The sequence below is a fragment of the Paenibacillus agricola genome, from assembly GCF_011440305.1.
Lineage (GTDB): Bacteria > Bacillota > Bacilli > Paenibacillales > NBRC-103111 > Paenibacillus_S > Paenibacillus_S agricola.
On record NZ_JAAOIW010000013.1, the window covers coordinates 153149 to 176961 of the forward strand.

At 43.5% G+C, this 23813-nt stretch carries 21 protein-coding genes and 1 pseudogene; 16 read left to right on the forward strand and 6 right to left on the reverse strand.

The genetic code is table 11. The features are described 5' to 3' along the window. Positions 1-4 precede the first annotated feature (4 nt). The 6 genes from G9U52_RS28460 (at position 5) to G9U52_RS28485 (ending at position 2656) form a co-directional block, all read left to right on the forward strand. Positions 5-577 (forward strand): sulfurtransferase TusA family protein, encoded by a 573-nt coding sequence (locus G9U52_RS28460; protein ID WP_166154051.1) that lies wholly within the window; start codon positions 5-7, stop codon positions 575-577. Positions 578-598: 21 nt separating this feature from the next. After that, positions 599-997: a DsrE/DsrF/DrsH-like family protein gene (locus tag G9U52_RS28465; RefSeq protein ID WP_166154052.1), complete on the forward strand. Its 399-nt coding sequence runs from the start codon at positions 599-601 to the stop codon at positions 995-997. A gap of 28 nt (positions 998-1025) precedes the next feature. After that, positions 1026-1250, forward strand: coding sequence for a sulfurtransferase TusA family protein (locus G9U52_RS28470; protein WP_166154053.1), 225 nt, complete (start codon positions 1026-1028; stop codon positions 1248-1250). Positions 1251-1411: 161 nt separating this feature from the next. Continuing rightward, positions 1412-1903, forward strand: coding sequence for a DsrE/DsrF/DrsH-like family protein (locus G9U52_RS28475; RefSeq protein ID WP_207953265.1), 492 nt, complete (start codon positions 1412-1414; stop codon positions 1901-1903). Positions 1904-1984: 81 nt separating this feature from the next. After that, positions 1985-2245, forward strand: coding sequence for a metal-sensitive transcriptional regulator (locus G9U52_RS28480; RefSeq protein ID WP_166154054.1), 261 nt, complete (start codon positions 1985-1987; stop codon positions 2243-2245). Positions 2246-2269: 24 nt separating this feature from the next. Further along, positions 2270-2656 (forward strand): rhodanese-like domain-containing protein, encoded by a 387-nt coding sequence (locus tag G9U52_RS28485; RefSeq protein ID WP_166154055.1) that lies wholly within the window; start codon positions 2270-2272, stop codon positions 2654-2656. A 78-nt stretch (positions 2657-2734) separates the two neighbouring features. On the opposite strand, the gene G9U52_RS28490 is transcribed toward G9U52_RS28485, so the two are convergent. Then, on the reverse strand, positions 2735-2917 hold the full coding sequence (locus G9U52_RS28490) for a hypothetical protein (RefSeq protein WP_166154056.1): 183 nt from the start codon (positions 2915-2917) through the stop codon (positions 2735-2737). Positions 2918-3239: 322 nt separating this feature from the next. On the opposite strand from G9U52_RS28490, the gene G9U52_RS28495 reads away from it, so the two are divergent. The 3 genes from G9U52_RS28495 (at position 3240) to G9U52_RS28505 (ending at position 9747) form a co-directional block, all read left to right on the forward strand. Next, positions 3240-3569 (forward strand): helix-turn-helix domain-containing protein, encoded by a 330-nt coding sequence (locus G9U52_RS28495; protein WP_166154057.1) that lies wholly within the window; start codon positions 3240-3242, stop codon positions 3567-3569. Between the two features lie 226 nt (positions 3570-3795). After that, complete coding sequence (locus G9U52_RS28500; RefSeq protein ID WP_166154058.1) at positions 3796-4686, forward strand: glycoside hydrolase family 43 protein; 891 nt, start codon at positions 3796-3798, stop codon at positions 4684-4686. 1320 nt (positions 4687-6006) lie between these two features. Next, complete coding sequence (locus G9U52_RS28505) at positions 6007-9747, forward strand: polysaccharide lyase family 8 super-sandwich domain-containing protein (RefSeq protein ID WP_207953266.1); 3741 nt, start codon at positions 6007-6009, stop codon at positions 9745-9747. A 289-nt stretch (positions 9748-10036) separates the two neighbouring features. Here the strand turns inward: G9U52_RS28505 and G9U52_RS28510 are convergent, their stop codons facing one another. Beyond that, complete coding sequence (locus tag G9U52_RS28510) at positions 10037-10888, reverse strand: aldo/keto reductase (protein ID WP_166154060.1); 852 nt, start codon at positions 10886-10888, stop codon at positions 10037-10039. 174 nt (positions 10889-11062) lie between these two features. Between G9U52_RS28510 and G9U52_RS28515 the strand changes: the two genes are divergently transcribed. After that, on the forward strand, positions 11063-11581 hold the full coding sequence (locus G9U52_RS28515; RefSeq protein WP_166154061.1) for a MerR family transcriptional regulator: 519 nt from the start codon (positions 11063-11065) through the stop codon (positions 11579-11581). Positions 11582-12114: 533 nt separating this feature from the next. On the opposite strand, the gene G9U52_RS28520 is transcribed toward G9U52_RS28515, so the two are convergent. Further along, entirely contained in the window at positions 12115-12867 is a 753-nt protein-coding gene (locus G9U52_RS28520; protein WP_166154062.1) for an SDR family NAD(P)-dependent oxidoreductase, read from the reverse strand. Between the two features lie 238 nt (positions 12868-13105). After that, positions 13106-13343 (reverse strand): annotated as a pseudogene (locus tag G9U52_RS28525) (Rpn family recombination-promoting nuclease/putative transposase); the annotation flags it as partial. Between the two features lie 177 nt (positions 13344-13520). Here G9U52_RS28525 and G9U52_RS28530 point away from each other — a divergent pair. Continuing rightward, positions 13521-15155: an MFS transporter gene (locus tag G9U52_RS28530; protein WP_446430484.1), complete on the forward strand. Its 1635-nt coding sequence runs from the start codon at positions 13521-13523 to the stop codon at positions 15153-15155. Between the two features lie 31 nt (positions 15156-15186). Here G9U52_RS28530 and brnQ read toward each other — a convergent pair whose 3' ends face one another. Beyond that, entirely contained in the window at positions 15187-16521 is a 1335-nt protein-coding gene (brnQ, locus tag G9U52_RS28535; RefSeq protein WP_166154064.1) for a branched-chain amino acid transport system II carrier protein, read from the reverse strand. 490 nt (positions 16522-17011) lie between these two features. On the opposite strand from brnQ, the gene G9U52_RS28540 reads away from it, so the two are divergent. Further along, a complete protein-coding gene (locus G9U52_RS28540; protein WP_166154065.1) occupies positions 17012-17572 on the forward strand; it encodes a TetR/AcrR family transcriptional regulator in 561 nt (186 codons plus the stop codon). Between the two features lie 131 nt (positions 17573-17703). After that, positions 17704-18216 (forward strand): DUF2798 domain-containing protein, encoded by a 513-nt coding sequence (locus G9U52_RS28545; protein ID WP_166154066.1) that lies wholly within the window; start codon positions 17704-17706, stop codon positions 18214-18216. Positions 18217-18707: 491 nt separating this feature from the next. Here the strand turns inward: G9U52_RS28545 and G9U52_RS28550 are convergent, their stop codons facing one another. Beyond that, positions 18708-19955: a cytochrome P450 family protein gene (locus G9U52_RS28550; protein ID WP_166154067.1), complete on the reverse strand. Its 1248-nt coding sequence runs from the start codon at positions 19953-19955 to the stop codon at positions 18708-18710. 467 nt (positions 19956-20422) lie between these two features. Here G9U52_RS28550 and G9U52_RS28555 point away from each other — a divergent pair, with 467 nt between their 5' ends. The 3 genes from G9U52_RS28555 to G9U52_RS28565 all read left to right on the forward strand — a co-directional run bounded on the left by G9U52_RS28555 (position 20423) and on the right by G9U52_RS28565 (position 23813). Further along, complete coding sequence (locus G9U52_RS28555) at positions 20423-20839, forward strand: Rrf2 family transcriptional regulator (protein ID WP_166154068.1); 417 nt, start codon at positions 20423-20425, stop codon at positions 20837-20839. A 102-nt stretch (positions 20840-20941) separates the two neighbouring features. Further along, positions 20942-21814: an SDR family oxidoreductase gene (locus G9U52_RS28560; protein ID WP_166154069.1), complete on the forward strand. Its 873-nt coding sequence runs from the start codon at positions 20942-20944 to the stop codon at positions 21812-21814. A 385-nt stretch (positions 21815-22199) separates the two neighbouring features. Beyond that, positions 22200-23813, forward strand: a complete 1614-nt coding sequence (locus G9U52_RS28565; RefSeq protein WP_243767610.1) for a type 2 periplasmic-binding domain-containing protein — start codon at positions 22200-22202, stop codon at positions 23811-23813.

Below are 23813 nucleotides of genomic sequence, written 5' to 3' on the forward strand. Positions count from 1 at the left end.
ACTTATGACAACTTTACAAGTAGATCGCACCCTAGATTGTGAAGGGCTTGCGTGCCCGCTTCCGGTGGTTCGCACGAAAAAAACCATGGATGAGCTGCAAGCCGGCGAAGTGTTGGAAGTGCGCTCAACGGATAAAGGATCGGTTGCAGACCTTAAGGGTTGGTCAAGCCGCACAGGCAATCAATATGTAGGGGTAAAAGAAGAGAACGGAGTATACCGTCACTTCATTCGCAAAGCAGAGGTATCTGATTCGAAAGCAGAAATGAAATATCCGCATACCGCAACGAATGACGAGATCCAAGCTAAAGTAACTTCCGGCGAAAAAATCCAAATCCTTGATGTTCGGGAGCCCGCTGAATATGCCTTCGGACGTATTCCCGGTGCAATATCGATTCCATTGGGAGAACTGGAGCAAAAGGTAACAGAGCTTGATCCCAATAGTGAATATTATGTCGTTTGTCGTACGGGAAACCGAAGTGACATGGCAAGCCAAATACTAACGGAAAAAGGGTTCAAACACATTAAAAATGTAACACCTGGGATGTCACAATGGACTCATGAACTTGAAAAAGACTAAAAATAATAAGGAGATGGAATGATGTCTAACAAAAAAGTAGCTATTATCGCATCAAACGGTGGGCTGGAAACGGCATATAAAGTATTAAACATCGCCACAGCGGCGGCAGCATTGGATGCGGAGGTAGCCATTTTCTTCACCTTCGAAGGCTTGTCCATTGTCCATAAAGATTCAGAGCAAATGCTGCGGCTGAAACCTGGCAATGAGGGACTGAAGGAGGGCTTTAAAAGAGCCAATGTCCCGTCAGTTAAAGAACTCATCGAAATCGCTAAAGAGTCTGGAGTTCGATTCATTGGCTGTCAAATGACGATCGATGTCATGGGTCTTGAAAAGGAGCATTTTATTGATGAAATCGAGCTGGGTGGCGCCGCGACATTCTTGGACTTTGCTTTCGATGCTCAAGTTAGCTTGAATTTCTAAAATGTATTTGGAAAAGGAGAACATAAAAATGGGGAATTTAGTTGTTGACGCAAAGGGACTTGCATGTCCAATGCCGATTGTGAAAGCGAAAAAAGGGATCGACTCCTTGGAATCCGGTCAAGTTATGGAACTGCAAACGACAGATAAAGGATCAATGAAGGACTTTCAAGCTTGGGTAAACCAAACCAATCACAAGCTTATTGATTCTAAAGAAGATAATGGCGTATTCACCTTTTTTGTGAAAAAGGGTTAATATATTTATCACATAAGGTACGTAGGAACTGTATTAAGGAGGTGCGCTCCTTGATTAATTCCTTGGGTAGACTGGAAGCGGCTAAACTTTGTAAGTAACTCAAAGAGTAGTTATATTTTTTTGAATATCTAAATACCTATACACGTATAGGTAAAAAGGGGATGAAATTCTTGATAGAAAACAAAGAAAAAACAACGATTGTACTTTTTAGCGGAGAATTAGATAAAGCCATTGCGGCTTTTATTATTGCAAATGGTGCCGCTGCTTATGACCACGAAGTGACTATTTTCTTTACCTTTTGGGGACTAAACACACTGCGTAGAAATGAGCGGATTTCAGTAAAAAAGGGATGGCTGGAGCAGATGTTCGCCAAAATGATGCCACGCGGAGCGGACAAGCTTGGATTATCTAAAATGAATTTTGGTGGTATGGGTCCAAAAATGATCAAGCACGTATTGAAAAAGCATAATGCGATGTCACTTCCTCAATTAATTGAACTAGCTCAAGAGCAAGGGGTCAAGTTGATCGCTTGTACCATGACTATGGACCTGCTTGGTTTACAGGAGGAAGAACTTTTTGATGGCATTGAGTATGCAGGGGTTGCTGCTTATTTGGGTGATGCCGCAGATGCAAATGTGAATTTGTTCATTTAATGGTTCTCCTCCATCACGTTGTTTTTGTGGATCATATCGGTAATAATATACCTATACCGGTATCAAAATGGAGGTTATAAAATGAAATACGATGATGATGTGAAAAGAAGATTGAAGCGTGTAGAAGGTCAAATTCGCGGTGTTCTAAAAATGATGGAGGAAGAGCAGTCTTGCAAAGATGTTGTGAGCCAAATCTCTGCCGTCAGAAGTGCAGCGGATAAGGCGATTGCCTACATTGTCGCGGTAAATTTAGAACAATGTATCCTTGATGAAAAAGCAGCTGGAAGAGATACAAGCAAAATAGTCCAACAAGCAGTGGACTTGTTAGTTAAAAGCCGCTAAGACTAAGAAAAAGAGGTTTAGGACATGGATTTCAAACTAATTTTTAATATCATAGTCGTTGTCTTTCTAATCTGGTTTGTTTATTCGCGATTTGCCGGAGTCAAAGGTCTTAAACATCTAGTGCCGGATCAATTTCAGGATGAACTAAAGGGAAATCATAATAAAGTCTTGATTGATGTACGTGAACCTGGTGAAGTAAAGCAAGGGTATATCCCAGGAGCACTTAACATTCCGTTATCTCAAATTAAAAACAGAGTAGGCGAAATTCCCAAAGATAAAAGTGTGTACCTATATTGTCGAAGCGGGATGAGAAGTAAACAAGCTGCGCGCATTCTCTCTAAGAATGGATTTCAGGAGCTCGCTCATTTACAGGGTGGCATTATGTCTTGGAAAGGGAAATTAACAAAATAAACGAAAAAATCATTAGCTCATAAGAATAGCTAATGATTTTTTCGTTTTACATAAGTTTCTTCTTCAATTTGCACATACTTATTTTGCTGCAACATTGTAATGCTCCACGTATCCCTCTAAGGAAGGTATGAATTCCTTTTCGTAATGACCAATTGGACATGCTTTAATCACATGAGAAAATAATATATTTGATTTATCCGTGGTTAGCGTTTCTTTACAAACAGGGCATTTCTCTTGTTTTAATATATTTAAAAGTGACATCCGCAAAACCTCCTAAATCCGATTAGTATACCATGGATTATAATATAATATAAAATCTGATCAGTTGTAAATATGCGAATTTGTGGATCAAGTAAAATAGCAACGCTCCCCATGACCATGGGACAATTACAATTAGATAAGTATCAAGTTGATAAACGGCAAAGCTTATAGTCTGTCTCCTGCTGTAAGCTTGCATACAGTGAGAAACGTTTACCGTCATAAAATACTGTCCATACTAGTGAATGTAAAGATCGAACAAACCGTGTACCAGCACTGCTTAGGTACTTGGAAGTAGATGACCTCTCTAAGGTGGTGATAAGTTTTGAGCACTTTCGGTCAACAGCTGCGGCAGATCAGACAACAAAAAGGATTTGGTTTAAATGAATTTGCCAAAGATTTAGGAGTTTCACCAGCCTATCTAAGCAATTTAGAGACGGGGAAGACACAGACCATTCAGCTTGAGATATTAAGCAGACTGCAAAATGAACTACATATGATTGTTGACGAGGATGAGCCTGTGAGCGATCATGCTGCATTGCGTGTTGAGCGTATAAGTGGCATGCTGCAAGACCTGTACCATTCCAACCAGCCAGCTGCAGAATACTTGATGGTAATGATGGAGCAAGGTATGGAGTTGTTTGAAGACGGATAGCGAAAAGCGTTCTCGAAGATTTCCAACGCTCTGAAGGCGGCGGGAGAGCCGTTTGATTCGGGAATAAGATAGCGACTGGACGCAGCTGCAGCCGTATCATCCAAAATAATTAACAACAACATGCCAAAGAAAACCGATTCAATACGTTCCCGCTCTGGTTTATAATGGTCATGCAACGTCCTGTTCGTTCGTTGATCATGATGAAACCGTAAAGGAGCCAGATCGGATGCTGGAAAATAAAGAGGTTCAAATTCGCGACCCATTCATATTGCCGGTCGCAAGTGAAGGTAAATATTATATGTATGGCAGCACGGATACGAATATTTGGGGGAAAGGTACTGGCTTTAACGTATATGTAGGCGATGACCTGCAGCGCTGGGAGGGTCCTTATCCTGTATTCCGACCGGACAGCGACTTCTTTTCGGATACCAATTTCTGGGCTCCTGAAGTGTACGCTTACGGGGATCGGTACTATATGTTCGCCACGTTCCGGCGCAAGGATAACGAGTTGCTGGGTACGGCAGTTCTTGCTGCCGACAGCCCGCTCGGGCCGTTCAAGCCTCATAGCGAGGGACCTGTTACCCCCGAGAGCTGGAGCTCGCTGGACGGCACGCTGTTTATTGACGAACAGGGTTCTCCGTGGATGGTATTTTGCCACGAATGGCAGCAGGTAGCTGACGGCGAAGTATGCGCCATGCGGCTGTCGGATGATTTGAAGGGCGCCTTGGGTGAGCCTGTGGTGCTGTTTCGTGCTTCCGAAGCTCCGTGGACGACACCTTACGTCGCTAAGCGATATCCCGATCAGGACAATTATGTAACGGACGGCCCTTTCCTGTTTCGTTCTTCCAGCAACCAACTGTTCATGCTGTGGGCAGGCTTCATAGAGAACAAATATGCACTGGGTATCGCCAAATCGAGCTCGGGCAGGATCACAGGACCTTGGGTGCACGAAGAGCAGCCGCTCTATCGCAACGATGGCGGGCACGGTATGATCTTCCGGACTCTGGACGGCCAACTGAAGCTGACCATTCATGCTCCTAACCAGACGCCGGATGAACGTCCTCTCTTCCTGAACATTTCAGACAATGGGGACGCCATCACGCTCATTAATGGCTGAACGTCACATTAACCCTCAGGTATGACTTGAATCTATAGAAACAGCGGAACTGAACCGAATGGACATGGGAGCCATTCGGTTTTTTGTATTTTATTTCCGATTTTTCGTAATATTTTTACGCCAAGCACAGAGACAGATGCCGTGAACGAAGGTAAAAGGTGATTGAGTTGAGGCTTTGAAAATTCCGATTTAGCGCTATAATGAACTTGACGATTGGCATGTAGAGGGATACCATGAGAGTGGGGCATCTCCTTTATATGGAAATTGTGGTCTGTAACCGTCAATTTCTACAAGAAGGTGGGATAACCTTCTTATTCACTCAACTTTTTCACTCAACTTTCGCAACTTGAAAACGAATACATGCTCTTGTCCTTGCAGGGGTTAATAGTAAAAAAATCACATGCTTTACAGAAAAACACCCTTGACTAAATCAGGTTTTCTACGGTGTCCTCTACCCTGCAAATCAGCCAGCTACTTCGCCAAGCTGGTATCGCCTGGCGTCTTCCAACTTTTATTTTCCTTGGTCTTTGAAGACCGAAACTAGTTCCGCCTTTTCGAAGTGAACGCAGTCCATCGTTACCTAGCAAGAATGTCATTTATCGATTTCTTAACCTCTCCCACTTTGCTTGGCGCAAGTTTCTTCACCGCTTCAGCCTGAAGGTCGTCTTACTTTTCGATTCGCTCATTTCCTCTCCTCACATTCGGATATTCATCGTTGACGGTTCCGTACTGACCCGAAACCGCAGCAAGCAAGCGGACTCTTAGCTCGTGACTTCGACCATATGACCGGCTGGGGTCGTCCGCATTTATGGCATGCTTAAACCTTATCTCAAGCTAGGTACTGAATTTCAAGCCGCCCCATCGATATGATCTTCAGCCTTACGACGGTGGTTTTCAGCCGTTATTTGGTGATGGTATGGTAATGTAGACAGGAGAACGATGCCAAATTGCTGAGCCGTTTATTCTTTCTCTTTGTCGATGAAGTTCGCCGCTTGCAACATCGGAAGGCGATTTTTCTGCAACTGGCAGAAGCTAAGGCCAAATTAACTGCGAAAGTTGAGTTATTTTCGACTTTATCCGTTTTAAATCGACGGCACGGTTTTTTAACAGTCTAGTTTTCATATTGATATTTTACACCAATTAAAGGAAAGCTTGAGGGGCAGTTGTAAAATGAGAATGAATAGAAGTAAGGTTGAACGGATTCGGAAATTGCTCCACTCCGGGTCACTTAAAAGAAGATTAATTATCTATATATTGATCGGATCGTTACCGCCGTTGATGTTGTTAGGTTTCATTACTTATCATTCGACATACTCAATTTTGGAAAATAAAATTCAAAGTGGGATTACAGCCAGTCTAAAACAAGAAGCGACGGGTTTGGAGAATACTATAAATAATATGGATTTTGCAAGCAAGCAGTTTTCACTTGACAGACGTATCGTAGAGTCCTTGCAAACGTACTTTACCAATTCCGATTCTTACGAACGTGTAGCGGCAATGTCGGAAATTCAGAATGTGATCAATACAGTCAATTACACGAATCCTTATCTAGGTTTAACGTTCTATTACGTCCCTAAAGAGCCGGATCATATTTTATTTGAAAATTCGAACGTGAAGCCGCAGTTTTCCGAAGCGAATTTGCCCCATTTCACGAATTATAACGGTGGGGTCTATTACGGTCCGCATACTACTATGTATCGAGATGGAAGCAACATCGTCTTTTCGAATTTGCGTAAGGTGAATATTAGCGACCGAGATGTCTATATCTATTTGGAAACAAATTTCAATCTGTTTCGGAATTTGATTTACCGAGAAGCCTACGGAATCGAAGTGTCTCATTTATTAACCAATAATAAGGGTGAAATCATATATACGGATAATTGGGAGCCCACAAATTCGAAGGAATCATCGCAATTAAGGGAAGTGATTCGCAAAAAATCTTCAAGGTATAAAGGGTACTTACTCTTCAGTTTTCCGAGTACCCAGGGATGGGAGCTTACGGTGGCTGTAAAATCGACGGTCTTTTACAGTGAAATTAATCGATGGCTGGTACGTTTTGGTATGCTCATGGCGGGGGCTTTGTTCCTTTCGTTGTTGATGGCTTACGCGATTTGGAAAATGATTTATCATCCTCTTCAAAGGGTAAAACAGGAAATTATACTAATGCGTGATAATCGAAGCACCACTTTTCAAGATACACATGTGTCAGAGTTCGATCTACTGCTTCGCGATTTTTGGGAGATGCGGCAACATATTGGCGAATTGAATGACACCGTTATGCTGAATGAGAAGAACAAGAGCCGGCTGGAAATCGAAAAGTTGTTGATTCAAATCAACGTAGTTCAGTATCAAAATTGGTGGCAATGGCAAATAGGTACACCACTGGCACTCAATGATATAACTGTTTTAATGTATGACGATTTAACGGCAACACAAATTGCTAATTACATGTCTGCAGTTGATTACTGTCAGCCATCGGTAACGATGACAGGTGCAAATAGAGCATGGGAAGCTCTGATTGTCGGAGTCAGAGGTGTGATTGTCAAGGATAGTACACAAATAGCAAATGCAACAGGTGGTTTAAGTAATATATTTGATTATGTAACAAAAGGAGACGGATTTTATTCAGATGGTTCTTTTGTACAACATTCATACTTTGCATACAATGGGGGTTATGGAGTATCTCTTATTGAATCAGTAAGAAGCTTAATGTATCTTGTTGGAGGATCTACTCATGATGTTACTGATCCTGATAAACAGAATGTATATAAATGGATTTATGACGCATTTGAACCCCTTATTTATAAAGGCGCCTTAATGGATATGGTAAGAGGCAGAGAGATAGTTAAAGATTGGGAGGAGGATAGCCATAGGGCATTGCGTTCGATAATTCTCTTATCTGAGATTGCTCCTTCTACAGATGAAACAGCTTTTAAACGTATGATAAAGTATTGGATGCAGACAGACACATTTAGCAGTATATTAACTTATTCTTCCATACAAATCATTGAAATGGCTAGTGCAATAGTGAATAATGCTTCCATTACTTCAAGAGGAGAACTTGTAGAATACAATCAATATGCGGGTATGGATCGTGCTGTTCAGCTAAGACCTGGTTTCGGTTTTGGTATTAGCATGCACTCAAGCCGTATAGGAAACTATGAAAGTATTAATAGTGAAAATAAAAAGGGTTGGCATACCGGAGATGGCATGACCTATCTCTATAACAACGATTTGTCCCAGTATAGAGATAATTTCTGGCCTACTGTTGATTCATACAGACTTCCTGGAACAACTGTACTTCAAAATACATCAGTTGTAGGCGGTCGCTCTGATAAGGATTGGGTTGGTGGTACGAATATGTCTGGGTTATATGGGGTTACAGGTATGGAATTACATCTAATAGGTCAATCCCTTACAGCTAAAAAATCTTGGTTTATGTTTGATGATGAAATTGTTGCATTGGGTTCTGGTATAACCAGTACTGATGGTGTTACAGCAGAGACTATAGCAGAAAATAGAAGAATAAGCAGCAACGGTAATAATGCATTAACCGTAAACGGTGTGGCAAAATCTACAGCACTTGGCTGGACAGAGAACATGACAGGCGTAAATTACATTCATTTAGCTGGAAGCGTAACTGGTTCAGATATTGGCTACTATTTCCCTGGATCTACAACAATTACAGGCCTACGTGAGGCGAGAACAGGAAATTGGAAAGAAATTGATGGGAATACAACTACTTCAACCACTCCATATACAAATAATTTCTTGAGTTTAGGATTCAACCATGGAGTCAATCCTACAAACGCTAACTATTCATATGCAATATCACCAAATAAGACGAATGCACAGGTAAGTGCTTATGCAAGTAATCCCAATTTCACTATATTAGAAAATTCCACTGATGCCCAAGCTGTTAAGGAAAACGGGCTCAATATCGTAGGGGTTAACTTTTGGAACGATATTATAAAAACAGTAGGTCTTATTACATCTGATAGGAAAGCCTCAGTTATGACAAAGGAAAGTGCAAATGATCTAGAGGTATCCGTTTCTGATCCAACCCAAGCAGGCAGAGATACAATAAACATAGAAATAAACAAAAGTGCAACCAGTTTGATAGCTGTTGATAGCGGTATCATTGTAACTCAGCTCTCACCAACAATAAAATTATCGGTAAGTACTATAGGAGCAAATGGTAAGACATTCAAAGCAAAATTTGCTACGACAGGTACAGTGGTTCCATTACCTACACCTGTTCCAATGGTTAATCCATTGATTATTGAAGCTGAGTCTCTTCCTGTACTTGCAACTTCTGATAGTCATACTATTGTTACCAACCCTAATGCTAGTGGTGGAAAAGATGATATGTTCAATGCAAATGCAGTAAATGATTATATAGATTATAAAGTAAATGTGCCACAAGCAGGAACCTATAAGATAACGCTCAGAGTGTATAAATCAACTGCTTCTGTTTTATATCAACTTAAAATAGGTAATACGAATCATGGAGCTCCGTTTGACATCTATTCTACTACAGCAAACTATTTTGATGTTGATTTGGGGGATTATACCTTTAGTGGTCCTGGCGATAGAGTATTCAGACTTACTAATACTGGCCCGAGAGCAGGTAAAATAAGGACCGACTATATTGAAATTGGAACACCAACACCCCATACAGTTAATCTTGCACTAAATAAGACTGTAACAACATCAAGTGTACAATCATCTTATGTGGGCGCATATGCCGTAGATGGAAGTATGACAACTAGATGGTCCTCACAGCAAGCTGATCCACAATGGATATCTGTAGATTTAGGAAGCAGTCAATCAGTAAGCAGAGTGAAACTTAATTGGGAAACTGCATACGCTAAATCATACAGCATACAGGTATCAAATGATGCAACTACCTGGACAGATGTTTATTCAACAACTACAGGAGACGGAACCATTGATGATATTAGTTTTACAGCGGTAAATGCAAGATATGTTAGGATGAATGGTACACAAAGATTTAATACCAATTGGCCATATTCTCTCTGGGAATTTGAGATTTATTAAAAAATTAATTCCCAAAGGGGCTGTCCGAAACTAACAGGACCACATCCCACACAAATTATAACGAGGTTGGCGGGTGGATCCGCGTTCAGATACTGGAAAGCTTGGGTTCCGCCTTTTCATCGTAAAGCCATGATGGATCGAGCTGTGGATCTCAGTCTTTTTAGAGAAATAAAAGCGAATCCATATGCCGTGATGTACACCTGACACAAAAAAAGGACAGGCACAGCGCCTGCCCTTCCTTTATGCATATGAGGATGATCGCGTGATGAATTTACGGTTCGATCAAAGGTTACAGATCGACTCTCAAGCCGCCCAGCATCTTGGCGATTTCCGGGTCGTGGTAAGATAAGAAAAGACTTTCCCGCGTATCGAGGTTGGAAATCCGTGCGATATCTTCCGCGCTCAGCTCAAAATCGAAAATATCGAAGTTCTCGACGAGCCGCTCTTTGCGCACCGATTTCGGAATAACAACGACTTCGCGCTGAACAAGCCAGCGCAGCACGACCTGGGCGACGGATTTGTTGTGTTTTTCCGCAATTAAGGTCAGCACCTCGTTGCCGAACATGTTGTTACGTCCTTCGGCGAACGGTCCCCACGACTGGAGTTGCACCCCCTGCTCTTTCATGAAAGCAGCGTTGTCGATCTGCTGGTGGAACGGGTGCGTTTCGACCTGATTGACAGCGGGCACGATTTTGTTATGCACGATGAGGTCCATCAGACGGTCGGGCAGAAAGTTGCTGACGCCGATCGCCTTGATCCTGCCTTCGCGGTACAGGTCTTCCATCGCGCGCCACGCGCCGTAGTAATCGCCGAACGGCTGGTGAATGAGATACAGATCGAGATAGTCGAGCTGCAGCTTCTCCAAGGACTTGGCAAACGCCAGCTTGGCACTCTCGTAACCGGCATCCTGAATCCAGAGCTTGGTCGTGATGAACAGCTCTTCGCGCGGTACGCCGCTTCGCTTGATCGCGCGTCCGACCGCTGCCTCGTTCAGGTAACCGGCGGCGGTATCGATCAGGCGATAACCGGCCGTCAGAGCTTCATATACCGTGTTCTCGCATTCTTCAGCATCGGGAACTTGGTAGACACCGAAGCCGATGATCGGCATTTTCACTCCGTTGTTCAAGGTTACGGTTTGCATATTAATTCCTCCCATTGTTCAAATGTAAATCTGCAAACGGTCGCGTTTCCCGGGAATCGGGCACCGCAGCGGGGATTCCGCTTCCGGCCGATTTGCGTTATAATAAGCCTATCGCCTTCGTGTAACACGAAGTCAAGCCGTCTTCAACAATTTTTTTTCCAAGGAGGATTGCACATGTATACGGTCCAAGATGCCGCCCTGATAACGGGACTCACCGAGCACGCCGTACGCTTTTACACAGATAAGGGCCTGGTGCCGAGCGTACAACGCAATAAAAACAACATTCGGCTGTTCGACGAAGAATTTATCAATTGGCTGTATGGCATCAAATGCCTCAAGCAGACTGGGCTGCCGATTGAAAACATCAAAACGTACGTCGACCTCTGCCTCGAAGGTGATTCGACCGTTCCGCAGCGCTTCGCACTTATGATGGAGTATAAGGAAGCGGCACTGGTTCAGCTTGAAGAAGCCAAGCGCCGCGTTGCCCATTTGGAACAAAAAACCATCCAATATCAGGCCATTCTGGAGCGCAGCATCCCCGACACGACCAATCCCGGCAAATGGGAAACAAATCGGGAGGACGCGGGGAGTTGTCCGGCAGCCCGGTTAAAGAATCGCAGCCTTCCTGAAACCGGAGCTTCAGTCCAATGCCCAGCAGCCGCTTTACAGGAGCAGATCACTATTGTAACTTAAGTCTATCACTTGCTTGTATCGTTCGCTTTTTTCAGCCGTTCCCTGGATGACCAACGCCGATCGGAGCAAACCGAAGATGACTTACCATGCAAAAACCCGAACAAGTATAATGCTGCTCTGCCAGCATTATACTTGTTCGGGTATTCTTTTTGGCCTAAGTTTCCGGTCAAATTAGGTGGTCAAAGGAACTCCCAAAGTACCAAAAGCCCAAAGAAAACTATAACGAACGGCCTCCACAATTCACCTGTGAGAGCTGCGGAGGAGGCATGTATCCGGAGTACTACAAGCGGGTTCTGGTTTTGAATACAAGATTGAAGACCTTGGTGTAAGAAGTGGGAGGCAACTTAAAAAGAATAAAAGAGGACATGGGTATGGGGTGGAGGAGCGATAGCGTTCTCCTTTGAAGTGTTCGTGTTCCAACCGCTGAACTGCTGGCAACCGCATAGGGTAGGCCCGTTTCCAGACAACAACCGGCAGAGAGCATCACCCTCCGCCGGTTGTTATCCGCGCAATATTTGATCAAAATTAAGGCTTTATTTAGCCGTTACGCCCCCATCAACAGGCAGTTCAACACCCGTGATGTAAGAGGAAGCATCAGATGCTAGGAACAGAACCGCCTGAGCTACTTCCGATGCTTGTCCTACTCTTGGCAATGCTGTCTGAGACAGGAACCATTTCAACATTTGTTCGTTATTCACGAACTCCGAGCTCATCGGTGTCTCAATAAAGCCAGGGTGTACGGAATTGACGCGGATGTTATCTTTGCCAAAATCGACGGCTGCTGCTTTGGACAGCATTCGAACACCGCCTTTGGAAGCGGTGTAAGCTCCCGCGCCGCTGCTGCCTTTAAGGCCGGCGATCGAAGAGATATTAATAATCGAACCGCTATTATTAGCCTGCATGTGAGGAACGGAGTGCTTCATGCCAAGAAAGGTGCTCTTCAAGTTGATGTCCACGACTCGATCCCACTGTTCTACAGTTGTATCCAATAGGCCATTCTTCAAGGAAATACCGGCATTGTTGACCAGAATGTCCAGCTTGCCGTATTTCTGGATGGTGCTATCGACGACCTGAATCCACTCTTCTTCTGAAGCAACATTGTGTTTGTATGCGATTGCTTCTCCTCCGGCCTCAATGATTCCTTGCACGACCGATTGTACGGCAGTCTCGTTAATATCGGTTGCTACGATCTTAGCTCCTTCTTGAGCGAGCAGGATCGCTTCTTGGCGCCCCATTCCGCTGCCCGCGCCCGTTATAATTGCTACTTTACCATTAATAATTCCCATATATAGGCCTCCTTTATCTGGGTGTCTAGTGACTTGGTGGCGGTACGTTAGCTCCAATCAGACAACCGGATTTCCCGCTGTGCTTGTCATAACGCCCTTTAGGATTCCTCTTGTACCATTTCTTCATACCTACAGCACGAAACTACTGCTGGCCCTTGCACTACGATGTCTTTAGCTAATTTGGTTTCTTTAGAGCTGCGATTTCCGAAACAGGCAGCCCTGAGGCTTTAGTGATAATAGAAGGCTCAACACGAAGTGCAAATAGATTTAGCTCATTCGGCTGAAAAGAGTAATTTATAATGTTGATCGTGACACATTTTTGAGTAACTTGTACGACTGGCCTTCCTGTAATTGTCCGCTGTATAGCTTGCTCCAATAGAACAGCGTTCGCTTCTCGGTGTCGTATTTATTGAAAAACTGCATTTCTACATTAATTAGTTCACCTAAGCGGTCTTGCCACGAATATCAAGAATCGCATCTATTACGGAAAGATTCAGCCGAGGCGCACGAAATTTCGCCACTGCGATGATACGTATATAAATAGTTTAAATACTAAAGAATAGAGTGACGACGCCATCATATAAAAAAGTTGAGAAATTGATAACCTTTATTCAAAAGTGTATTGTATGAGGGTGGAAAATAATGTTTAAGGGGTGAATCACATGATGGCTAAAAAATCATCTCAATTTTGGGCCTTGCTTTTATTCTCAATCGGCGTATTTATGGCGCAGCTTGATAACGGGATTATTAGTTCGGCACTCACAACCATTAATCGTTCCTATGATGTAACTGATAACTGGGGTGCATGGGGGATTACCATTTATACACTAGGTTTAGCGATTAGCTTACCGATTGTTGGTAAACTTTCCGACCGGTACGGAAGAAAAAAACTATTTATTATAGAAACTGTCTTATTCGGTATTGGTTCATTATTAGTAGCGTTCAGTCCGTCATTTGGCTTTTATTTAGCTGCGCGTTTCATTCAAGCTCTTGGGGGCGGCGGTATTTTCATTATCGGGAACTCCCATATTTTAAGTACCGTGGAACCTAGCAAGCAGGCGAAATATTTAGGGCTTTTAGGGGCGATGAACGGGGTTGCGGCTGTATTAGGGCCAAATGTCGGTTCATTCTTGCTTGATTTAACAGGGAACTGGCATATTTTATTTTTAATCAACGTGCCAATTGCTATATTTTTGTTTATTCTTGCAAGTATGAAACTAAAGGAATCGGCAGATCCAAGTCCTGGACGTTTAGATTTAATTGGAATCATTATTTTATCGTTTGCAATTTTATCGATTATGTACGGCTTAACAAACATTGATATTGATTTCTGGGCAAGCTTTAAACAGTTTGAAGTATCGGGCTTTATTGGCGCAGGAATCGTTTTATTCATCGTGTTAATGATTTATGAGCGTGCATTAGAACGAAAAAAAGATGGTGACCCTATTTTACCCGTACACTTAATTAAACAGCCTCGTTTCTTGATGGTGCTTTTAATTGGTGCTTTATCAGGTGGGATTTTAGCAGGTATGATTTTTATCCCAGCCTTCACAGAAAATGTGCTGGGTATCACGGCTGAAAAATCAGGTTATTGGATGACACCCCTTGCATTAGCAGCAGGTGTTGGTGCTGGTTTAGGAGGCATACTTGTTACTAAACGTGGTCCTGTATTTACAGTCATTATGTCTGGGTTAATTGCAGCAATCGGGTTTGCATTATTCCCATTATGGATTGAAGTGAAATGGCAATTTGTTGTCTCAAGTATGATTGCAGGTGTTGGGATTGGTGTCATTTTAGGTGCACCATTAAATATTTTAGCCACAGAAGGTTTAAAATCAGATAAAGGCTCTGCTCTTGCTTCTTTATCATTATTTCGACAAATTGGTATGACAATAGCTCCAACTATTTATGCAGGCTTCATCGCACGCGCCTATAACAATATGGACAATCTGTTTAAGAATGATTTCCAAGATGTTTTACAGGGCAACATTGCACAGGCCTCTTTATCAAAGGATGCACTTGGTGAGTTAGCACAAATCGGTCAGCAAATGGCGTCGGTCTCAGGTTCGATCGATTCAAATCAAATTAATGAAATCGTCGGTTCGATTCAAGATCCAGCTTTAAAAGAAGTGATTTTAAATAGCGTTTCTGAAATTACAAAAAGGGCTGCAGAAAATGGATACGGCGGGTTATACTGGTCAGCGGCTATTTTAGGTGTATTAATCATCGTAGCTTCTTTAGTTTTAGCGCCATTACGCGAGAAAGTCTCTACACCGCGTGCTGAATAGGTATAATTTCCCGCTGATTTGTTAGATTATCTCATGGATGAGGAGAGGATCGTTCCTTCTGTCGCTGCGGCAGCAGAAGCCCAATCAGCGCTCCCGCGCAGGCCGGAATCAGCCAGCCCAATCCGATATTATACAATGGCATGTTCCGGTTAAACAAGTCGTGGAGTTGCTCGATACGGAGCGGCGTATCGGCTAGGACGTCGACCAGGCTGACTAGAAAAGTAAGCAGCAGACTGACCCCGTATACGGTGCGCTTGCCTTTAAACCAATCATGCAAGAATGTTAGCAAGATGAGCACGATGGCCAGTGGGTATAATAACGTCAGCACGGGCACGGAGAAGTGGATTAATTGCTTCAGACCGATATTGGCCAGCAGGGCGCTGACAACACTCAAAACGATGCAGATGCTTTGATACGACATGCCTGGAATAAGCTTGTGAAAATAGCTACTGCAAGAGGCGGTCAGACCGATGCTAGTGGTCAGACAGGCAAGAAGCACAATGATGCCGAGCACAAATCCTCCGAACGCGCCGAAATAATGGCTGGCTACCAGATTCAACACCTCGCCGCCGTTGGACAGAAGCCCGAAGGCGGCAACGCTGCTTGCTCCGATGTAAGTCAGGGATGTGTAAATAACGGCGAGCATTGCCGCTGCAGTCAAGGCCGCCTGGAAGCAGATGAACAATATGCTTTTTCGTGCGGTGACCCCTTTCGCCTGAATAGCGTTTATGACGATAATGCCAAATACGAATGCTGCGAGCGCATCCATGGTCAAATACCCCTCTTGAAATCCGTTAAAGAAGGCTTGGGAGGCATAACCGGCTGTCGGTTCTTGCGGCTCGCCTAGGGGTGTCGCAACAGTCGCTATGGCCAACAACGCAATACAGGCGATCAATATGGGGGTCAGTATTTTCCCTACGATATCAACCATTCTTGCCGGGTTAATGGAAAAGAGCAGGGTCACCCCGAAAAACAATACGGTAAAGACCGCCAATCCTAGCGGACCATGCTCCGTTCCGATAAAGGGCTTGATACCGATTTCGTACGAAACGCTGCCGGTTCTAGGCATGGCAAACAGCGGTCCGATCGTTAAGTAAAGTAAAGTCGTATAGCAGAAGGCAAACCAAGGATGTACGCGGCTGGTCAATGCGAGCAAATTCTTCGTGCCGGAAAATCCGAGAGACAACGTTCCAAGCAAGGGTAGACCGACTCCCGTGATCAAGAAGCCCAGATTGGCTTGCCAATAATGATCACCTGCGTTTTGGCCTAACATTGCCGGGAATACGAGATTTCCCGCTCCGAAAAACAAGGCGAACAGCATGAGGCCGATTGTCAAAGTGTCGCTAAAAGGAATCTTACGATGCATGGGATGTCTCCTAAATAATTTTACATTCATTTTCCCCTATTTAAGAGAACTCATACCTGATCGAATATTTGCCGGAATAACTAAAATCTTTCTCTCCGCTAAAAAGCGACGGCAGGGTGGCCAACCTCTATGAGGACAACGTGAATTTCCAGGCGATGCTCTCCCTAGAGATGTTGATATTCTAACAACATACTCAACTCCAACTTGCCGAGTGGCTACCTTCACAGGAGGGATTGCTCGTTATGCAAATGTACGTAGCAACAGAATAAAGGGAAAAGTGGGGTAATAAGCCTTGCAGCCATCCACAAGTTGTTTTGAATATCATAGGGTACGAAAACAAATTCGCTGTATCTGTGATACGCTGAAACCTTCATAAAAATTTAAATTGGGAACTAATTTTAATTAAAGAAAAAAAACACTTACATCATGGGTGAAAATTTTGCTATAATAACAAACAGACCAGTTGGTATGTTAGGAGGAATACAATAATGTGGATACAAAATCGCTAATAATTGATACGGCTACAAATCTTTTTCAGCAAAAAGGTTACAAAAGTGTAGGACTCAATGAAATCTTAAAAGCTTGTAAAGTTACAAAAGGAGCACTCTATTATCATTTTCCAAATGGCAAAGAAGAACTATTAATTACTTGTTTACAGGCATTAAACGAAGCAATTACGACAGATATCGAGGATATGTTCAGGGGGCATTTATCAGCTAAGGAAGCCACACAAGCAATACTGGTTAAGTTAATTCACAACTTAGAGACAGAAGGTACCATTATCGGCTATACATTTAGCAGCATTGTCAGTGAAATGGCCACAGTCAGTGAACCTGTCCGCAAAGCATGTAGTGCGCTTTATGAAAACATTCAACATATTTACACTGAGAAATTTGTAAGTGAGGGCTTTTCGAATGAATCAGCTTCCGATATTGCATTGTTGATGACAGCTTCGATTGAAGGTGCGATGATGCTTTGTTTAACGCAAAAATCAACAGATCCTTTAAGAACGATCGCTAAACTATTACCGAATATAATTAAGGCGTTTTAATGTAATTTTACGATATGCCAAGCGTTTATTTTCGTAACATTATCCATGATTGGCATAATCGTCGCTGTATTTGCTCCTGTATTTAGCGTATTGCTAAGATAAAAAATTATTTATTTGAAAGGAAGAAAATAATGAATCAAGAAACAAGATTGCCAAGAAACGGGAAGGAGGGCGCATTGTACGGCGCAGTTATTGTTACACTGACAGCTCTGTTTATGACGTCATTTAATGTCATTCTAGCTGTTGGGGAATTCAATGGGGACGTTGCGATAACGATCCTTAAGACGGTACCGATCATGTGGATTATTGCTATGATTCTTGAACCGGTTCTTGTTGGCCGTATTGCAGAAAAGTTGGTTGCAAAATTCACAGAATCAACGGATAGCTTTAATGCCAAAATTTTATTCCGCATCTTATTTACTGTAATAGGAATGTCAGCTTGTATGACGCTTATTGGTGATATTGTAGGAAACGGTTTTCATTCTGAAATCATTAGCCACTTCTTAACGAATTGGCCAAGAAATTTCTTAATTGTACTGATCGCTGAGAGCTTAGTAATACAACCAATTGCACGATTTTCGATGGTAAAATTACATGCTGCACAAGACAAAAAAATGAAGACTGCTGAAGTAAACGTACATTAATTAACGTAACAAAAACTCTTACCAATTAGAAGAAGCGCTCAGTCGAACTCATTCGTCTGAGCGCTTCTATTTATTTTATTTCACGATTACTTTTAAATTATTCTCAGATGCTCCGTTATTACTAGCTTGAGTAACGTGAAATTTCACCCTAAAGATGATAAGCTGAACCGTTCACAAGTGATGGTAAAGGGAAAGTTCGAAATAACGATTCCGTATAAGATAATCCATGATGAACCATACCACAAGTGAGGAGAAATTTTTCTCATTGACCGCGCACGTGGCTCGGAAAGTTGCCCGGAGGAGGGTGTGGATAGGCTACCACTGGGCAAGATGACTCGGTAGGGAGGCTTGTGTGTGTTGATTCGTGCTTTTCTTTTTCTACCGTCCGAGGCGCAGGTGGCCTAGCACGGCTGTGCAAGTTCAAATTATGTTAAGCTGGACTTAGGTATAATTTACTATCCACTTCCTCGCGTCAGCGGTCATTCTCAACTCTAAAAAACGACGGGCAGGTCGGCTAGCCCTTGTGAGCTCAGCGTAAATTTCCAGTTGACGCTGTCCCGAGGAATGCGCAGCCTCAGGTTGGGCATACGCTTCAGTAGGGTCGTAAACGCAATATCTGCCTCCACGCGGGCCAGCGGCGCCCCCAAGCACATATGGATACCCTGTCCTAAAGCGAGGTGACGATTGATTTTACGCGTAATATCCAGCTCCTCTGGCTGTGTATACTGCTGCTCATCCCGATTCGCTGACTTCGTTAAGACAATGACCATATCCCCCTTCTGGATCTGCTGCCCGTCGAGCTCGGTATCTTCAGTGGCATAACGCGGTCCCAGAATTGTGGAGGGCCCATTGAAGCGCAGTAGTTCTTCGACGGCCGAAGGAACTAAACTGAGGTCTGCCTTAAGCTTCTCCAACTGCTCGGGATGATCCAGCAACATTAAGGAGCCGGTGGCGATCAGGTTTGAGGTTGTCTCATGGCCGGCAAAGATCAATAGCGTGATCATCGAATTCAGTTCCGCTTCGCTGAGTCGATCCCCCTCCTCTTCGATGGCGATCAACTGGCTAATCAAATCATCAGCAGGATGCCGGCGCTTGTCGGCCACAAGGTGGGCGGTGTATTCGCCGAAGGATCGTATGTTCTCTGCGACACCCGGCTCCAATTTTCCCAGCCCCAGTCCGTGCGCGATCGCATTAGACCAGACATGGACCTGTGCCCGGTCTTCTTGAGGCACCCCGAGCATATCTGAAATAACGTTGATCGGTAAGGGAGCGGCATAATCCTTAACGAGATCCATCTCGCCGTGTGCTTGCACCCGGTCGAGTAATTCGTCGGCAAGCTTCTGCACACGAGGGCGTAAGCTTTCCATATATCTTGGCGTAAACGTTTTAGATACCAGCCCACGCAACCGACGATGATCGGGCTCATCTACAGAGAGCATGGAATATCCGGTAAAGAAGGTAGGGGGAGCGGATGGGTCAGCGTTCCCAGTTAAGGTTTGCCTTACGTCGTTGCTGCCATCGATGGTGCTAGAGTCTACAGTAAAGCGGGCAGAATCTTTGAGCACCTGCATTGCCTCTTCCATACGTGTGACCATCCAGGCTTGACGATCCGTTCCACCCATCGGAAACGAGATAGGAATAACGGACCCCATTGCCCGCATCTTTGCGAATATCGGAAATGGGTTTTCACCGCTTTCACCACTAAACACGCTGAATACCATTTGATCTGAATTATTCATGATAATCTTCCTTTCTCAAGGTGCATTTTACGGGAGTTATCTGTCTCACTAGAATATATTTCCCATAAATTATCTTTTTATCCAAAATTGCTTCCGAAACGGTTTCTATTCCCCCCCCAAAAAGGATTTAAAGTTCAAATCCTATTGAGGAGAGCATCGTATCTGGATTAAAAAGTTTCCCTAAACACGTAAGTGAATAATTGCACCAAAATCACCAAAATCCCATTAGATATGGCTTATTGCGCTAACGGATAACGTTTGCGCAATAAATTGATGGCAGTTAAGCATTGTTTATGAAGTTTATTTACGTCGATCCCTAAGCTATCGTTCCCCGTCCCTCGGTTTAATCACTAATACAGTTCAGAGGAGCACTTGACTGATCAAGAATCGGTATTACTCAACTCACTGTAAGGACATTGACATCATGAATAGTTGTAACTATAATGAGTACAACGGTGGTGGTGAACTTGAAGCAAATAAGCACACGCTTTTCTATGGCCGTTCATATCCTTTCCCTGATTGCTGTTAATTCGAACGAATTGACTGGGGATTTCATCGCGGGTAGCGTAAATACAAATCCTGTAGTAATCCGAAGAATTATGGGAATGTTAAAAAAGGCAGGGTTAGTGGAAGTACGTCCTGGGGTAGGAGGCGCTTCTCTACTCAAAGCGCCAGAGGAAATTACGCTTCTTGATGTTTATCGAGCTGTAAATGTAATCAAAGAAAACCAATTATTCCGTGTTCACGAAGAGCCGAATAAGCAATGCCTTGTTGGGCAGAACATTGAGATGGTGCTCCAATCCGAATTGAATGAGGTTCAATCAGCTATGGAACAAAGGTTAGCACAAACGACCTTGAGCCTACTCACAATAAGGTTCAAATAAATGAGAGCTCCTCTAAGAGCTTTTATTTTATGAATTTGTTGTAACCAATCTAGTTATAATGAAAAATAATTACAATAAAACATTTTTTGGAGGAAAAGAAAAATGAAAATTTTAGTCACAGGCGCGACAGGTAAATTGGGGGCAAAAGTTGTAGAAACGTTATTGAAATCTATACCAGCGAGTCAACTGGCTGTTAGTGTTCGCAATCCAGAAAAAGCAGAAGGACTGCAAGCCCGGGGAGTAGAAGTGCGGCTTGGAGATTTTGACCGCCCAGAAACATTGGATTCCGCCTTTGCAGGTATCGATCGGCTATTAATCATATCTGTAGATGGGGACAACGAAACAAGAATTCGGCAGCATACAAATGCGGTAGAGGCGGCACAACGTGCGCAAGTTGGTTTTATTGCATATACCAGTGTAGTAAATGCAAGTGAAAGCAAGTTGTTCCTTGCTCCAGTTCACCATGTCACGGAGGAAGCCATCATCAAAACGGGCATTCCTTACTCCTTCTTGCGAAACAACTGGTACTTGGAGAATGAGATCGGGAAAATTCAAGGTGTGATGGCAGGCGCGTCGTGGGTGACGTCTGCTGGAAATGGCAAGGTAGGTTGGGCTGTGCAACAAGATTACGCGGAGGCAGCTGCAGCAGTATTGGCGGGAAATAGGCATGAGAATACAATTTATGAGCTTTCGGGTAAACTGATGACTCAAGAAGAACTAGTATCTGTTATTGGAACGGTATTAGGTAAAGAAGTACCCGTGCAGCAAGTCGACGATGCCAAGTATGCCGAAATCATGAAAGGCGCGGGTGTACCCGACTTCGTCATCCCTATTCTCGTAGGTATTGAGCAAGGCATCCGGGAAGGCGTACTGGAGATCGAAAGCAACGATTTCGAAAAGCTGCTCGGTCGTCCAGTTACACCAATCGGGGAGGGACTGACTCAGATCGTTAACGGAATCTCTCAAGCTAAATAATTGAATTTAGTATGTTTTTAACTTCTTGTAATAAACCTAAATAGATAAAGGCGAATTTTCATTCAATTTTGAATGAGAGTTCGCCTTTATTTGTTGCCTTTTCATTAGCTTTCGGAAATACTTGATAATTGCGGTTATCGGTGCTTGTAGTATGACAATTGCGATTACCAGCTATGCAACACGAGGAAATAGTGGTGAAGAAGTAAATAAATCAGTCCAGTTTAAATATCGTTCATACTCATTCTTTAACAATGAAGGTAATTCGGTAAACGAATCAGTGGTATTTTATGTAAGATCACTCTAAAATAAGGATACAAATTGAATACAGCTAATAAGTGATTGCTGGGTTGATTTGAACCAAAGCTATTTTAAGGGAGGCGTTATATTGTTAAACAGTAAAAGAAGGAGAATCGCCGCTATAGGTGCAACAGCAGTTCTATTAACCATATCCGTATTAGCGGGGTGCAGCGATAGCAAGCCCGCGACAGGAAAAGAAGGAACAGATGCCAAAGAAACACCAAAGCTGACGGCTCTGACTTATTGGACAGCGATGGCAGGCGCAGCTGCCCAGACTATGAAAAGCTACAGTGAAATGGCTGCCTACCAAGAGGTAGAAAAAGCTACCGGAGTCAAGGTCGAATTCCAGCATCCACCGCAGGGTCAGGATGCGGAGCAATTTAATCTGATGCTTACCTCAGGTAAGCTACCCGATATTATAGAATATCACTGGACGGGCTTCCCTGGCGGGCCGGAAAAAGCCGTCAAGGACGGAAGAATCGTCAAATTAAATGATTACATCGATAAATATGCGCCAAACCTGAAAAAAATTTTAGCCACGAACCCCGACTGGAAGAAGCAGGTGATGACTGACGATGGAAGCATCATTGGCTTCCCCTTCCTTCGCGGTGACAAGAAGCTGCAAGTCTTTAAAGGGCCGGTGCTGCGGCAAGACTGGATGGACAAGCTTCAATTGAAGACTCCCACAACAATAGATGAATGGTACAACGTGCTAAAAGCGTTCAAGGAGAAAGATCCGAACGGTAACGGTAAAGCAGACGAAATCCCACTGATCATAACGAAAGCCGAATTGGACGGTTCCGGCGCGTTTATAGGCGCATTCGATACTGTCAACGGTTATTACCAAGAAGGTGGTAAGGTGAAATATGGTCCTATCCAGCCACAGTTTAAGCAATTTCTGACACTCATGAATAAGTGGTACAAAGAAGGCTTGATCGACAAGGATTATGCGGCGACGGATGGCAAACTGCTTGATGCGAAGGTTACCAGCAGCCAGCTAGGCAGTTTGATCACGAATACGGGCGGCGGAATAGGTAAATATATGGGTTTGATGAAAGATAAAGATCCGAAATTTCGCCTGACTGGAGCACCTTATCCAGTGCTGAAAGCAGGCGATAAGCAAATATTCGGGCAAATGGATTTTGCCTTCAACGGTAGAGGAGCGGCTGTATCGACAAGCAATAAAAACCCTATTGAAACTGTAAAATGGCTCGATTATGCATACGGTGCTGACGGACATATGGCTTTTAACTTCGGTACAGAAGGCGTCAGCTATAAGCTGGAGAACGGTTATCCTAAATATACAGATGACATCATGAAGAATAAGGATGGCCTTCCGATTGCGACAGCTCTCGCACGCCATAACAGAGCTGGTTGGGATGGCGCGTTCGTTCAGGATTTACGGTACTTTGAGCAATATGTGGCACTGCCAGAGCAGCAGGAATCGGTTAAGCTATGGTCCATTCCTACCAATGAGAAGAAAATGCCGCTTGTAACGCCGACCAAAGAGGAAAGCGGTAAGTATGCTTCATTGATGACGGATATCAATACTTATAAAGACGAAATGTACAATAAGTTTGTTATGGGTGCAGAACCTCTTGATAACTTTGATAATTATGTAAAGCAATTGCAAAGTATGGGGATCGATGAAGCTATCAAGATTCAGCAAGCTGCGTTAGAGCGCTACAACAAAAGGCAATAA